The sequence below is a fragment of the Amycolatopsis benzoatilytica AK 16/65 genome (genome assembly GCF_000383915.1).
Taxonomy (GTDB): Bacteria; Actinomycetota; Actinomycetes; order Mycobacteriales; family Pseudonocardiaceae; genus Amycolatopsis; species Amycolatopsis benzoatilytica.
In genome coordinates, this window is record NZ_KB912942.1 from 2,223,412 (window position 1) to 2,239,931 (window position 16,520).

The window sequence follows — 16,520 nt, forward strand, 5'->3', positions numbered from 1 at the left end:
CCAGCGGATCGAGGGAAATCCCCAGACAATCGCCGGCGGCCCGGTCGGGGCGGGGCAATTCCGCCGGTGCTCTAGGAAAAAGTACAGACTGCGGGCTCTTACGATCGGGCCGATGCCAGTTTCGAACCAGGGGCCTAAGGTTGGTGGCACGGCGAGATGACGAGCGAAGCCTGCAATGTGTCCTCCGTCGGCGAGATGCCGGGCGAGGGCTCCACCGGCGTTCCCGAAGCAGTGAGTGAGCTGTTGTCGTCCGGTTCGCGCGACAGTCGCGACAACGTCGTGCGAAAGCTCCTCGCGACGGTCCAGCGCGCTGCCGCGACGGCGTTGGGCGTCGGCCGCTCGGAGGTCGGGGATCCGCTTCGCCGCTTCGCCGACCTGGGCCTCGACTCGTTGTCGGCGGCCGAGCTGCATCGGCTGGTCCAGACCGAACTCGGGGTTTCCTTCCCGCTCACCGACCTTTACGACCACCCGACCGCGAGCGGTCTTGCCCAATGCCTTGCCGTCCGCCTGCTGGGCGAGCAGCCGGAGGCGCCGGTGCTGCCGGGCGGCCGCGCCGGTGCCGACGATCCGGTGGTGATCGTCGGCGCCGCCTGCCGTGCGCCCGGCGGAGTGTTCTCTCCGGACGACCTCTGGCAGCTCCTGCTCGAAGGCCGGGACGTGGTAGGGAGTTTTCCCGAAGACCGCGGCTGGGATCTCGAAGGAATCTACGACCCCGACCCCGACCGGGCGGGCCGGACCTACACCCGCAGCGGCGGCTTCCTGACCGGCGCGACCGAATTCGATGCGGAATTCTTCGGGATCTCGCCGCGCGAGGCGCACGCGATGGATCCCCAGCAGCGCGTGCTGATGGAACTCGCGTGGGAGTTGTTCGAGCGGTCCGGGATCGATCCGCTGTCGGTCGGCGGAAGCGCGGCTGGAGTGTTCGTCGGGGTGGAGGACCACGAGTACGGACCCGGCATGCAGGGCGCGCGCGACGGAGCGGAAGGTCACCTGGTCACCGGCACCGCGGGCAGCGTCGCTTCCGGCCGGATCGCCTACGAGTTCGGCCTGCACGGTCCCGCCCTCACGATCGACACGGCCTGTTCCTCGTCGCTGGTGGCGCTGCACGTCGCCGCGCAGGCGCTGCGGCAGGGCGAATGCGACCAGGCGATCGCCGGTGGCGTCGCGGTGATGGCCACTCCGGGCTCGTTCATGGCCTACAGCCGGATGCGCGGCCTGTCCGAAGACGGGCGCTGCAAGGCGTTCGGGGCGGGCGCCGACGGCACCGGGTGGAGCGAGGGCGCCGGGCTGCTGCTCATGGAACGGCTGTCCACGGCGCAGGCCCGCGGCCACCGGATCCTCGCGGTGCTACGGGGCTCGGCGGTCAATTCCGACGGGGCCAGTGCGGGGCTCCTCGCCCCGAATGGGCTGGCGCAGCAACGGGTCATCCGGCAGGCACTGTCCGACGCCGGTCTCGAGCCGTCCGAAGTGGACGCGGTGGAGGCGCACGGAACCGGGACCCCGCTCGGCGACCCGATCGAAGGAGCTGCGCTCCAGGCCGTCTACGGCGTGGGCCGGGAAGCCGGGCAGCCGCTGCTGCTGGGCTCGGTCAAATCGAACATCGGACACCCGCAAGCCGCGTCCGGCGTGCTCGGCGTGATCAAGATGATCGCGGCGATGGGCGCGGGCGTGCTGCCCCAGACGCTTCACGCGGATCCGCCCACACCGCACCTGGATTGGACTGCGGGTACCGTCTCGCTGCTCACCCGGCAACAGATCTGGCCCGACCGCGGGAGGCCGCGGCGGTGTGCGGTGTCGTCGTTCGGGTTCAGCGGCACCAACGCCCACCTGGTTCTCGAACAAGCGCCCGCCGCGCCGGAGCCCGAGGAGGACTGCGCCGCCGGACCGGGCGGCCCGGTGCCGTTAGTGCTCTCGGCGCGCAGCCGGTCAGCCCTGCGCGCTCAAGCCTCCGCGGTGCGTGACGTGCTGCTGTCCGACGCCCGGCCGCTGGACGTCGCGTTCTCGGCCGCCTGCGGCCGGGCCGGGCTCCCGTACCGGGCCGCGGTCGTGGACAGCGGCCTCGCCGGTCTCGACGCGCTGGCCGACGGTGAACCGCACGAGGCTGTCCGGGAAGGCGTCGCGCAGCACGGGCGGCTCGCGTTCGTCTTTCCCGGCCAGGGCGCGCAGCGGCTGGGCATGGGGCGCGGGTTGTACGTCGCGTTCCCCTCGTTCGCCGAGGCGTTCGACGCGGCCTGCGCCCACACGGACCTGCATCTCGACCGGCCGCTGAAGTCCGTCGTGTTCGCCGAGCCCGACACCGCCGAAGCTGCGCTGCTCGACCAGACCGCGTATGCCCAGCCGGCGCTGTTCGTTTTCCAGGTCGCGCTTTTCCGGCTCCTGGAGTCGTGGGGGGTGCGGCCGGACGTCGTCACCGGACATTCGATCGGCGAGATCGCCGCGGCGCACGTCGCCGGGATCTGGTCGCTGCCAGACGCGGCCGCCTTCGCCGTCCACCGCGGCCGTCTGATGCAGGACCTGCCCGCCGGGGGCGCGATGGTCGCCGTGCGCGCGGCCGAGACTCGCGTTCGCGAGTTCCTTTCCGGCGCGGTCGGCGTCGCCGCGGTCAACGGTCCGGAAGCCACTGTCCTTTCCGGACCCGAAACCGAACTGCTTACGCTGACGGAAAAGTTGTCCGCGCAGGGGATGAAGTGCACCCCGTTGCGGGTGAGCCACGCGTTCCACTCGTCGCTGATGGAGCCAGCACTGGACGAACTCGGCTGGGTCGCCGAAGTGCTGGCCTACCGGGAGCCGCAGTTGCCGATCGTCTCCACCGTGACGGGCGCGCTCAGCGGGCCCGGCGACCTCGGCTCGCCAGGATACTGGGTGCGCCAGGCCCGCGAGGCGGTGCGGTTCTCCGACGCAGTCGAAACCTTGGGCGCAGAAGGCGTCACCTCGGTACTCGAACTCGGGGCTGGCGCAGTGCTGTCGGGGATGGTCGCCGGGATCTTGTCGGACGGGGACACCTTCGCGGCCCCGGCGTTGCGCGGCGGCGAGGACGAGGCCGCCGCGATCGTCGCCGCGGTTGCCGCCCTGCACGTGCGCGCCGCAGGACCGGACTGGTCGTTGTTCTTCGCCGGCCGGGGCGCACGCCGGATCGATCTTCCCACCTATCCCTTCCAGCGCAGCCGGTTCTGGACCGGCTGCGATCCGGCTCCGGCCGAGTCCGCGGTGGATCACCCGATCCTGGACACCGCTGTCGAACTGGCCGCGACCGGAGAGACGGTGTTCACTGGCCGCGTTTCCCGGCCCGTCCACACTTGGCTGGGCGACCACCGGGTCCTCGGCCGGATCGTCGTGCCGGGGACCGCGCTGGTGGAACTCGCCCTGCGCGCCGGGGACGAAACCGGCTGCGACCTGCTGTCGGAGCTGGTGCTGGAAACGCCGCTCGTGCTCGGTGCGCAGGACCGCGTCCAGGTGCAGGTGACCGTCGGCGCGCCCGACGAAGCCGGTGCCCGGACAGTCGCGATCCACGCGCGCAAAGCGGCGACGGCACCCTGGACCCGGCATGCGACCGGCTTTCTCGCGCCGGGCGCGCCAGCGGTCGAGGCCGAACGCGTCTGGCCGCCGGACGGCGCGACGGCGGTCGACCTGTCCGGATGCTACGAAAGCCTGGCGCGGGCCGGTTTCGACTACGGTCCGGCGTTCCGCGGGCTGACGGCCGCGTGGCAGCGCGGCGACGAGGTCTTCGCCGAGGTCCGGCTGCCGGACTCCGGCCTGGACGATGCTTTCGGGCTGCATCCGGCTTTGCTGGACGCGGCTCTGCACGCCCCGGCGCTCGCCGGCTCGAACGACCCGGGCCAGCCGACCGTGCCGTTCTCCTGGACCGGCGTCGCGCTGCACGCCACCAACGCGTCCGCGCTGCGGGTATCCGTGCGTCCGGTCGGCGACGACGCGATCCAGATCCAGGCCACTGATCCTGTTGGCACAGCGGTTTTTTCGGTGGAATCGCTCGTGCTGCGCCCGCCGTCGTTCGAACCGTCCGGCGAGGAGGCCTTCGACCATCTTTGGACCTTGGACTGGACTCCGCTGTCGGTTGATCCGGAGCTGCAGGACTGTTTCACCGTGCTCGGCGCGGACCGCTACGACGTGGCGAACGGTTTGCGCGAGGCCGCGCATTCAGTGGAGAGCTCGAAGAATCCGTCGGTTGACGGTGCTGAATTGTTCGTGCTGCCCGTCGACGGGACGAACGGCAGCCGGGCAGTGCTTGCGGAGACCCTTGCGACGGTGCAGACCTGGCTGGCGGACCCGCGGTTCGGAGATACGCGCCTGGCGGTCGTGACCCGCGGCGCGGTGCAGGCCATGGGCGAACCGCTCGCTGATCCGGCCGCCGCGCCGGTCTGGGGCCTGATCCGGTCGGCGCAAGCGGAAAACCCGGGACGGCTCGTCCTCGTCGACTTCGATGCGGAAAGTCCGGTCAGCACCTCGGCCGCAGTTTTGGCCGGGCTGCTGGCTTCCGGTGAGCCGCAGGCGGTCGTTCGGAGCGGCGCGGTCCGGGTGGCCCGGCTGGCGCGGCTCGCCGGATCCGCGGCCGCCGGTCTGCTGCCGCCAGCGGGCGGGATGCCGTGGCGGCTGGACACTCCGCGCCGGGGAAGCATGGACGAGCTGACCCTGTCTCCCGTCGCCGGGAGGGACGCGCCGCTGTCGGACCGGGAAGTGCGGCTGCGGGTCACCGCGGCCGGGGTGAACTTCCGCGACGTGCTCAACGCGCTCGGCAAGTACCCGGGCGACCCGGGTCCGCTCGGCGCGGAAGCGGCCGGAGTCGTGGCCGAAACCGGGCCGCTGGTGGGCGACCTCCAACCGGGCGACCGAGTGCTGGGCATGCTCGACGGTGCGTTCGGTCCCGATGCCGTGGTCGATGAGCGATTCCTGATCAAGGTGCCCGCCTCCTGGTCCGACGAGGACGCCGCGGCCACCCCGCTGGTTTTCCTGACCGCCTACTACGCCTTGACCGACCTCGCCTCACTCCGCGCGGGCGAGACCGTGCTGATCCACTCCGGCGCGGGCGGCGTGGGCATGGCGGCGATCCAGTACGCGAGGCACCTCGGTGCCGAGGTCTTCGCGACGGCGAGCGAAGGCAAGTGGGACACCCTCCGCGCGCTCGGCGTGCCCGAGGATCACATCGCCTCCTCCCGCACGACCGACTTCGAACAGCGCTTCCTCGACGTCACCGGCGGTCGCGGCGTCGACGTAGTGCTGAACTCGCTCGCGGGCCGGTTCGTGGACGCGTCGCTGCGCACGCTCGCCACCGGCGGCCGGTTCCTCGAAATGGGCAAGACTGACGTCCGCCGGCCCGCCGGGGTCGACTACCGGGCCTTCGACCTGGCCGAAGCCGGGCCGGACCGGATCCAGGAAATGCTGGCCGCGCTGGTGGAGCTGTTCGCCTCCGGAGCGCTGTCGTTGCTGCCGGTGAAAACCTGGGATGTGCGGCGCGCGCCGGAAGCGTTCCGGTACCTGAGCCAGGCCCGGCACGTCGGCAAGGTCGTGCTCCGGATGCCGCGGGATTGGGACCCGGACGGCACGGTCCTGATCACCGGCGGCACCGGCGGGCTCGGCGGGCTGCTCGCACGTCATCTGGTCACCGGGCACGGGGTGCGGCACCTGGTGCTGGCGAGCCGGCGCGGCCCTGAAGCCGAAGGCGCGCGGGAACTGCTCGCCGAACTGGAAGGGGCCGGTGCGGTCGCATCGGCGGTCGCCTGCGACGTAGCCGATCGCGGGGCTGTCGCGGCGTTGCTGTCCGATCTGCCCGACGCGCATCCGCTGACCGCGGTGATCCACGCGGCAGGCGTGGTCGACGACGCCATGCTGGGCTCGCTCACCACGGACCGCTTCGACACCGTGCTCGCCCCGAAACTAGATGCCGCCTGGCACCTGCACGAACTCACCGCCGATCAGGACCTGGCCGCGTTCGTCCTGTTCTCCTCAGTCGCCGGTGCCCTGGGCAGCGCCGGGCAGGGCAACTACGCGGCCGCCAACGCCGGACTCGACGCGCTGGCCCAGCACCGCCGCGCGCTCGGCCTCCCGGCAACCGCGATCGCGTGGAGCGCCTGGGAACCGGACCGCGGGATGACCGCCGCGCTGACCGAGGCCGACTTCGCGCGGATGGCCAGGGAAGGACTTCCCGCGCTGCCGGCGGAACGGGCGCTGTCGCTGTTTGATGCCGCACTCGGCTCCGTCACTCCGATGGTCGTCGCGGCGACGGTCGACCTGTCGCGGCATCGCGAGCCGGTCCCGCACGTTTTCCGCGGACTTGTCCAGGCCCGGGTCCGCCGCTCGGCCGCTGCGGGGTCCAGTGCCGCGGCACCGCTGGCCGCGCGCCTTCGCGACGCGCCCGGACCCGAGCGGGAGCGCCTGCTGATCGAGCTGATCCAGCAGGAGGCGGCCGCTGTGCTGGGCTACCGGCACGGCGGCGAGGTCGAACCGGGCCGCGCGTTCAAGGAAATGGGCTTCGACTCGCTGACCTCGGTGGAACTGCGGAACAAGCTCTCCGGGGCGACCGGGTTCCCGCTCAGCCCGACCGCGGTCTTCAGCCATCCGACCCCGCGCGCGCTGGCTGCCCATCTGCTCGCCGGGCTGACCGGGAACGACGGAGCCGACGGGACCGGCACTACCAGCGCCGCCGATGGCACCGCTGGGTCCGCCCGGTCCGCCGCGGCCGCCGCGAGCACGGACCCGATCGTCGTGGTCGGAATGAGCTGCCGCTATCCCGGCGACGTGCGCTCGCCCGAGGATCTGTGGGACCTCGTCGCGTCCGGCCGCGACGCGATCGGCGACTTCCCCGCCGACCGGGGTTGGGACCTGGCCGGCCTCTACGACCCGGACGGCGTCCGGCCCGGCACGTCGATCACCCGCAGCGGCGGCTTCCTCGCCGACGCGGCCGAGTTCGACGCCCAGTTCTTCCGGATGAGCCCGCGCGAGGCGCTGGCCGCCGATCCGCAGCAGCGGATCCTGCTCGAAGTGGCGTGGGAAGCGTTCGAAGCCGCGGGCATCGTTCCCGAAACCCTTGCCGGAACCTCCACCGGCGTGTTCGTCGGCGCGGCGAGCAGCGGCTACGCGTCGCTGCTGACCGAGGCCGACCGCGCGGAAGGCTTTGTGCTGACCGGGAACACCAGCAGTGTGCTGTCCGGCCGGATTTCCTACACGTTCGGGCTCGAAGGACCTTCGCTGACTGTCGACACCGCGTGTTCGTCGTCGCTGGTCGCTTTGCACACGGCCGCGCAGTCGCTGCGGCTCGGGGAGTGCTCGCTCGCCCTGGCGGGCGGCGTCGCAGTGCTGGCCGAGCCGTCGATGTTCGTGGAGTTCAGCAAGCAGGGCGGCCTGGCCGCGGACGGCCGGTGCAAGTCGTTTTCCGAGGACGCCGACGGCACCAGCTGGTCCGAAGGCGCCGGAATGCTCGTGCTGGAGCGGCTTTCCGACGCGCGCCGCCATGGCCACCGCGTCCTCGCCACGCTTCGCGGCAGCGCGGTGAACTCCGACGGGACGTCGAACGGGCTCACTGCTCCGAACGGCTCCGCGCAGCAGCGGGTGATCCAGACCGCGCTGGCGGGCGCGGGCTTGTCACCGTCCGAGGTCGACGCCGTGGAGGCGCACGGAACCGGAACCGCCCTCGGGGACCCGATCGAGGCCGAAGCACTGCTCGCGACCTACGGGCAGGACCGGGAACGCCCGCTGTGGCTCGGGTCGGTCAAGTCGAACCTCGGCCACTCGCAGGCGGCCGGTGGGGTCGCGGGCGTGATCAAGATGATCATGGCGATGCACCGCGGGGAACTGCCGCGCACGCTGAACCTCGGAACTCCGTCGTCCCGGGTGGACTGGTCGGCGGGTTCGGCCGCGCTGCTCGCCGAACCGGCGGCATGGGAAAGCGCCGGCCTTCGCCGGGCGGGGATCTCGTCGTTCGGGATCAGCGGCACCAACGCGCACGTGATCGTCGAAGAACCTCCCGAGTCGGAGGAAGCCCCGGCGCACGAGCAGGTACCCGACTCGCCGCGGCTGGTTCCGTGGCTGGTGTCGGCGAAGACCGAGGCGGCGCTGTCGGCCCAGATCGACCGGCTCACGGCGTTCGCCGAGCGCAATCCGCACCTGACCGCGCGGGATATCGGCTACTCGCTGGCGGCCACCCGGTCGGTGTTCGGTCACCGGGCGGCTTTGCTGCCGGGCGAGGCCGGGGTGCGCGAGGTCGCTCGCGGCAGCGCGGTCACCGGTCCAGTGGCGATGCTGTTCGCCGGTCAGGGGTCGCAGCGGCTCGGCATGGGAAAGGCGCTCTACACCCGGTTCCCGGTGTTCGCCGAGGCTTTCGACACGGTCGCGGCGCACCTCGACGCCGAACTGGACCGGCCGTTGCGCGACGTCGTCTGGGGCGAGGATTCCGGTCTGCTCGACGAGACCGGCTGGGCGCAGCCCGCGCTGTTCGCGGTGGAAGTCGCGCTGTTCCGGCTTTTGGCGTCCTTCGGCGTTCAACCGGGCCTGGTCGCGGGCCACTCGATCGGCGAGATCGCCGCCGCACACGTCGCGGGGGTGCTCTCCGTCGCCGATGCCGCCGCACTGGTCTCGGCCCGCGCCCGGTTGATGCAAGCGTTGCCGAGCCGAGGCGCCATGGTGTCGGTTCAGGCGACCGAAGCCGATGTCTCCGCGTTGCTGGCGGGCAAGGAGGACACGGTTTCGATCGCGGCGGTCAACGGTCCGGACGCGGTGGTGCTCTCCGGATCGGAAGACTCCGTCACGGCGATCGCGGCGGTACTCGCCGAGCGGGGGCACCGGACCAAACGACTGTCGGTTTCGCACGCCTTCCACTCGCCGTTGATGGCACCGATGCTGGCCGAGTTCCGGCGCGTGGTCGAAGGACTCGATCTGCGTCCGCCCACGGTCCCGATGGTGTCGACGGTGACCGGCGCGCTCGCCGGTGCCGAGCTGCCCTGTTCCCCGGACTACTGGGTCCAGCAGGTCGCTGGCACCGTCCGGTTCGCCGACGCTGTGGCGGCGTTGCACGCCGAAGGTGCGGCTGGATTCCTCGAAATCGGCCCGGACGGCGTGCTTTCCGCGATGGCGCGGCAAAGCCTGCCCGCTGAGGCAGCGGTGGTCCCGGCGTTGCGCAAGGACCAGGACGAGGAAGAGGCGGTCGTGGTGGCGCTCGCCGCGGCCCATGTGCTGGGTGCGCGCGTCGACTGGGAGGAGTTCTTCGCGGGCTCGGGAGCCCGCATCGTCGAACTGCCGTCTTATGCCTTCCAGCGGGAGCGGTTCTGGCCCGAAGCCGACGAGGAGTCCGGTGCCGGGGCAACGGACGCCGGCGATCGCTTCTGGGCTGCGGTGGAACGGGCGGACCTCGACGTGCTGGCCGGAGACCTCGGAGTCGACGGGACGGCGCTGGCGGAGGTGGTGCCAGCGCTGTCGGCCTGGCACCAGAAGCACCAGGACGACGCCGTGGCGGATTCGTGGCGGTACCAGGAGAAGTGGGTTGCGGTGGAGCGACGGGCCGCGCCGGTGCTGTCCGGTTGCTGGCTGGTGGTTGTGCCGGAGTCGCACGCTGAGGACGAGTGGGTGGGATCGGTGGTCGACGCGCTGGGCGCGGCTGCGGTCCGTTTGGACGTCACCGGTGTCGAGCGAACTGAACTTGCCGCGCGGCTGCGGGACTTGAGTCCTGATCGCTTCACGGGTGTGGTGTCCCTGCTGGCTTTCCTCGACTCCGGGGTGGCTGCGACGGCGGGGTTGTTGCAGGCGTTGGGTGATGTGGGGTGTGGGGCGCGGGTGTGGGCGGTGACGTGTGGTGCTGTGTCGGTGGGTGGTGGGGATCGGGTTGGTTGTGTGGGTCAGGCTGGGGTGTGGGGGTTGGGGCGGGTGGCTGCTTTGGAGTGTCCGGAGCGGTGGGGTGGTTTGGTGGATTTGCCTGGAGTGGTTGATGGTGGTGTGGGGCGGTGGTTGGTGGGGGTGTTGGCGGGGGGTTGGGGGGAGGATCAGGTTGCGGTGCGGGGTGGGGGGGTGTTCGGTCGTCGGTTGGTGCCGGTCCCGGTGGGGGGTGGGGTGTCGGGGTGGGTGTTGTCGGGGACGGTGTTGGTGACTGGTGGTACTGGGGCGTTGGGTGCGCATGTTGCTCGTGATTTGGCGGCGCGGGGTGCGGAGCATGTGGTGTTGGCGAGTCGTCGGGGTGAGGCGGCGCCGGGTGTGGCGGGGTTGCGGGGTGAGTTGGAGGCGTTGGGTGCGCGGGTGAGTGTTGTTGCGTGTGATGTGTCGGATCGTGGTGCGGTGGGGGAGTTGTTGGCGGGTATTCCGGAGGAGTTGCCGTTGCGGGGGGTGGTGCATGCTGCGGGTGTTGTGGACGATGGTGTGCTGGACGGGTTGACGCCGGAGCGGTTTGAGGGTGTGTTTCGGTCGAAGGTGGCGTCGGCGTTGGTGTTGGATGAGTTGACTCGTGGTGTGGGTCTTGAGTTTTTTGTGTTGTTTTCGTCGGTTGCTGGTGCGGTGGGGAGTCCGGGGCAGGGTAGTTATGCGGCGGCGAATGCGGTGTTGGATGCGTTGGCGCTGCGTCGTCGGGGTGAGGGTTTGGCGGCTACGTCGATTGCGTGGGGGGCGTGGGCAGGCGGCGGCATGGCCGATGCCGCGCGTGCGGAGGGACGGTCCTGGCGGCTGGGCGAATCGCTGCTCGAGCCCGGGCCCGCGCTGGCCGCGTTCCGCCGGGCGGTCGCCGAGCCCGCGGCGACCGTGGTGATCGCTGATTTGCGCGATCCGTTGCTGCTGAACACTTTGCTGGCACTGCGGCCGAGCCCGCTGTTGTCGGAACTGCCCGAAGCTCGCCGCGTTGGTCCGGAGTCCGACGACACCGGCTTCACCGGCTCCGGCTTGCGGGAACGGCTTGCCGAACTGTCCGCCGCCGACCGGTCCGGGGCGGTCCTGGACCTCGTTCGCTCGCGGGCCGCCTTCGTGCTCGGACACGGCTCGGCGGCCGCGATCGACGCGAGCGCCACCTTCCGCGATCTCGGGTTCGACTCGCTGACCGGCGTCGAAGTGGCCAACCAGCTCGCCCGCGCCACGGGTTTGGCGCTGACCTCGACCGCGGTGTTCGACTATCCGACTCCGGCCGGGCTGGCCGAGCACCTGCTGACCGAGTTGCTGGGCGAGGACCGGCAGCCGCGGGCGGCTTCCCCGCGGCCGGCCGGTACCGGGACCGACGAGCCGGTGGCGATCGTCGGGATGGGCTGCCGGTTCCCGGGTGGGGTCGGGTCGCCGGAGGATTTGTGGCGGTTGGTCGCCGAGGGCCGCGACGCGGTGTCGGACTTCCCGTCGGATCGCGGCTGGGACCTGGCGGCGCTGGCTGGTGCCGGGCGCGGGACGAGCGTGACCGGGCAGGGCGGATTCCTGGACGACGTCGCCGGTTTCGATCCGGGGTTCTTCGGGATCTCGCCGCGCGAGGCGCTGGCGATGGATCCGCAGCAGCGGATTCTGCTGGAAACGGCCTGGGAAGCGGTCGAGCGGGCGGGCATCGACCCGGCGTCGTTGCGGGGCAGTTCTACCGGGGTTTTCATCGGCACCAACGGCCAGGACTATGCCGGTCTGATGGCGGATTCGCGCGACGACGTGGAAGGCCACACAATGACTGGCCTCGCGGCGAGCGTGGTGTCCGGCCGGCTTTCGTACGTGTTCGGCTTGGAGGGCCCGGCGGTCACGGTGGACACGGCGTGTTCGTCGTCGCTGGTGGCACTGCATTGGGCGATCCGGGCACTGAGGTCCGGCGAATGCTCGATGGCGTTGGCGGGCGGCGTGACGGTGATGTCGACGGCGATCGGTTTCGCCGGTTTCACCCGGCAGGGCGGGCTGGCTCCGGACGGCCGGTGCAAGGCGTTCTCCGACGACGCGGACGGCACTGGGTGGTCCGAGGGCGCGGGCGTCCTTGTCCTCGAACGACTCAGTGACGCGGAACGGAATGGGCATCGGATTCTGGCGGTGGTGCGGGGTTCGGCGGTGAACCAGGATGGTGCGTCGAACGGGTTGACGGCGCCGAACGGTCCGGCGCAGCAGCGGGTGATCCGCCAGGCACTGGCGGACGCTCGTCTGTCCACTGTGGAGGTCGACGCGGTGGAGGCGCACGGGACGGGGACTGTGCTGGGTGATCCGATCGAGGCGCAGGCGTTGCTGGCGACGTACGGCCAGGAGCGCGAGATTCCGTTGTGGCTGGGCGGGATCAAGTCGAACATCGGGCACACGCAGGCCGCGGCCGGGGTGGCCGGGGTGATCAAGATGGTGCTGGCGATGCGGCACGGGGTGTTGCCGGAGACGTTGCATGTGTCCGAGCCTTCGTCGAAGGTCGACTGGTCCGCTGGTGCGGTGTCGTTGCTGACGGAGCGGACGGCGTGGCCGGAGACGGGCCGGGTGCGTCGGGCTGGGGTGTCGTCGTTCGGGTTGAGCGGGACGAATGCGCATGTGATTTTGGAGCAGGCGCCGGTGGTTGAGGCTGGTGCGGTGGTCGAGGTCGCGGGTGTGGTGCCGTGGCCGGTGTCGGGCCGGTCTGGTGCGGCTGTCGCGGAGTTGGTGCGGGGGCTGGAGTCTCTTGCCGTGTCTGGGGTTTCGGCGGTCGGGGTGGGTCGTGGTCTGGTCGAGGGGCGGGGTTTGTTCGAGCATCGCGCGGTGCTGCTGGCTGGGGCGGACGTGGGTGCGCGGTTGGTGGAGGGGGTGGCGGGGGAGCGCCGGGTCGGGGTGGTGTTTCCGGGTCAGGGTGCGCAGGTGTTGGGGATGGGCCGGGAGCTGTATGGCCGGTTTCCGGTGTTCGCGGCGGCGTTCGACGCGGTCGCGGAACAGCTGGACTGTCCGGTGCGGGAAGTCATGTGGGGCGAGGACTCGGAGCTGCTGAACCGGACTGAGTGGGCGCAGTTGGGGTTGTTCGCGGTCGAGGTGGCGTTGTTCCGGTTGGTGGAGTCGTTCGGCGTGCGGCCGGACTTCGTGGCTGGGCATTCCGTCGGCGAGATCGCTGCCGCGCATGTGGCGGGGGTGTTGTCGCTGGAGGATGCGTGTGTGCTGGTGTCGGCGCGGGCGAGGTTGATGGGGGAGCTGCCCGCCGGTGGCGTGATGGCGGCTGTGGGGGCGGCCGAGGCCGACGTGGTGCCGTTGCTGGCCGAGGGGGTCTCGATCGCGGCGGTGAATGGCCCGGAGTCGGTGGTGGTTTCGGGGAGGGAGGCTGCGGTGGCGGGGCTGGCGGTTCGGCTTGAGGGCCGCCGGTGGCGGTGGTTGCGGGTGAGCCATGCGTTCCATTCGTCGTTGATGGACCCGATGCTGGCGGAGTTCGAACGAGCGATTGCGGGCCTGTCGTTTGGCCGGGCGCGGGTTCCGGTGGTGTCGACGGTGACCGGGCAGGTCGCGGACCTTGCTTCCGTGGCCTATTGGGTGGCGCAGGTGCGGGAGCCGGTCCGGTTCGCCGACAGCGTCCAGACGCTGGTCGCCGAGGGGGTGGACACGGTTCTGGAGCTGGGTCCGGGTGGGGTGCTCGGGGGGTTGGTTCTCGATGTGGTGGGTCCGGGCGAGGTGATGGTGGTGTCGGCGTTGCGGGAAGGGCCGGACGAGGACACCGCGTTGCTTGCCGCTTTGGCCCGGTTGCACGTGGCCGGCGTGGATGTGGACTGGACTCCGGCCTATCCCGAGGGTGCCGGTGCGGTGGTGGACCTGCCGACGTATCCGTTCCAGCATCAGCGTTACTGGCCGACCCTCGCCCCGGCCCCGGCCGACGCCGCTTCCGTCGGGCTGACACCCGCGCGGCATCCGCTGCTGGACGGTTTCGTCGCGCTGGCCGACGACGCGGGCGTGGTGTTCACCGGCCGGCTGTCGGCGAGCACCCAGCCATGGCTCGCCGACCACGTCATCCAGGGCCGGATCTTGTTTCCCGGCACGGCTTTCGCCGAGCTGGCGATCCGGGCGGGCGACGAGGCGGGTTGTGCGCGGATCGAGGAACTGACACTCGAAGCGCCGCTGCTCCTGCCCGAGCACGGCGCGGTCGAGTTGCGAGTATCGGTCGGAGCGGCCGTCGAAACGGGCAGCCGTCCGATCCTGATCCACTCCCGCCCCGCCGGATCCGACGACGCGTCCTGGGTGCGGCACGCCTCGGGCAGCCTCTCCCGCGACGCGGCCGTCCCGGCGGCGCAAGACGCGGTCTGGCCGCCGGCCGGAGCGGAGCCAGTCCCGACCGAGAGCTGTTACGACAATTTCGCCGGTCTCGGCTTCGAGTACGGACCGTCGTTCCAGGGACTGCAGGCGACGTGGCGCCGGGACGGCGAGCTCTTCGCCGAAGTGCACCTGCCGGACGACATCTTGGCGGACGCGGGCGCGTTCGGCCTGCACCCGGCGCTGCTCGATGCCGCATTGCACCCGTGGCTGCTGCGCGCGGTCGACCAGGGCGGTGCCGGCGCGGTTCCGTTCTCGTGGGAGGGGGTCTCGCTGCACGCGGCGGGTGCTGCCGCACTGCGGGTCCGGCTGACGCCGGCCGGTGCGGACACGATGTCGGTCACCGTCACCGATCCGGCCGGGAATCCGGTCGCCACCGTCGAGTCGCTGGTCTCGCGTGCGTTGTCCGAAGCACAGCTTCGCGGCACCGATCCGGCCTCGGCGTTCGGAGTGGACTGGACGCCGCTGCCGGAAACCGCGTCCGCGGGGCCGGGTTCGGTCGCCGTGGTGGGTGCCGACCCGTTCGGCATCGCCGACGCGCTGCGCACCTCCGGTGCCGCCGTGCACGAAGCCGTTGACGCGGCCTCGCTGGCGGAGGCACCCGAGGTGGTCCTGATCTGCCTGGCCGGTGATCCCGATCGGCCGGTGGACTCCGCACACGCGCTGAGCACCGGCACGCTGGCGCTGGTGCAGGATTGGCTCGCCACCGAGCGGTTCGCGGGTTCGCAGCTCGTCTTCGTCACGCGCGGTGCGATGAGCGGCGAAGACCTTCCCGCGTCGGCCGCGTGGGGCCTCGTGCACACCGCGCAGTCGGAGCAGCCGGGCCGCTTCGGGCTGGTGGACCTCGATCCGGACGCTGGCCTCGGGGCGGCCGCCCTGCACACGGCGCTGACGGCAGCGGCCGAGGAACCGCAACTCGCGATTCGCGGCGGCGAGGTCACCGCCGCCCGCTTGGTCCGGCAGCCGCTGGCCCTGCAGCCGCTCGGCTGGGCGCCCGAGGGCACCGTGCTGATCACCGGCGGCTCCGGTGGGCTGGGCCGCTTGCTGGCCCGGCATTTGGTCACCGAGCACGGCATCCGGCATCTGCTGCTGGCCAGCCGGTCCGGACCGGCCGCGCCGGACGCGGAGAAGTTCATGGCGGAGCTGACCGAACTGGGTGCGGACGCTTCACTGGTCGCCTGCGACGTGGCGGACTTCGACGCGGTGCGCGCTCTGGTCGACGCCGTTCCGGCCGAACACCCGCTCACCGCGGTGGTGCACGCGGCCGGGATGTTCGACGACGGCGTGCTGGACGCATTGTCCGCCGAGCGGGTCGGGAACGTCCTGCGCGCGAAGGCGGATTCCGCCTGGCACCTCCACACGGCCACCCAGGACCTCGATCTCGCCGCGTTCGTGATGTACTCCTCGATCGCGGGCGTGCTGGGCAGTCCGGGGCAGGGCAACTACGCGGCGGCGAACACGTTCCTCGATTCCCTTGCCCGGCACCGCAAGCGCGCGGGACTGCCCGCGGTGTCGATGGCGTGGGGGCCGTGGGCGCCGGCGAGCGGGATGACCGCCACACTGTCCGATGCGGACTTCGCCCGGCTGAGCCGGGACGGACTGGCCGCGCTTCCGCCGGAACAGGGATTGGCGCTGTTCGACCTCGCGGCCGGTTCCGCCGAGCCGCTGGTCGTGGCGGCGAACATCGACACCGCGACGCTGCGGGCCCGGCGTACGGCACCGCCGTTGCTGCGGGGCTTGGTCCCCGCCGCACGACCCGGTGCGGTTCTCCGGGCGGAAACGGCGGAGACGGCAGCGCGGCGGGCCGCCGGGCTCCAGGGCGAGGAACGCGCGCGGTTCGTGCTCGACCTCGTGCGCGCCGAGGTGGCTGCTGTGCTGGGCCATTCCTCCCCGTCCGCCGTCCCGGTCTCGCGGGACTTCCGGGAGCTGGGCTTCGACTCGCTGACTTCGGTGGAGCTGCGCAACCAGTTGAATGCGGTCACCGGCTTGCGGCTGCCCTCGACGTTGGTGTTCGACTATCCGACGCCCGAGGCGGTGGCCGGTTACGTGTCGGCGCAGCTTCCCCAGGACGGCGATCGGCCGCCGGGCTCGGCGCTCGAGGAGCTGGCCCGCTTCGAGGCGGCACTGGAGTCGGACGACGCCGAGCCTGCCGAGATCGCACAACGCCTCGAAGAAATCGCCGCCCGGCTGCGCCGCTCCGCCATACCCGCCGGCGAGGAGACCCCGCGCCCCAAGGCCGACATCGCTTCGGCGTCGGTGGACGAACTGCTCGGCATCATCGACGAAGAGTTCGGCTGAGCCGCTCCGTTCCCCTGCCGAGACCGCCAACCGCCACCACGATCTGACGA

Annotated in this window: 1 protein-coding gene; it reads left to right on the top strand. The window is 71.4% G+C overall.

What is annotated here, in order from left to right; genetic code table 11:
• Positions 1–156: 156 nt before the first annotated feature.
• Positions 157–16,470 carry a type I polyketide synthase gene (locus tag AMYBE_RS46090; RefSeq protein WP_020659289.1) on the top strand — a complete coding sequence of 5,438 codons (16,314 nt, stop codon included), beginning with the start codon at positions 157–159 and terminating at the stop codon, positions 16,468–16,470.
• Positions 16,471–16,520 lie beyond the last annotated feature (50 nt).

Coding starts and splice junctions, on each gene's coding strand:
- AMYBE_RS46090 (WP_020659289.1), top strand. CDS start 157: ATGACGAGCGAAGCCTGCAATGTGTCCTCCGTCGGCGAGATGCCGGGC.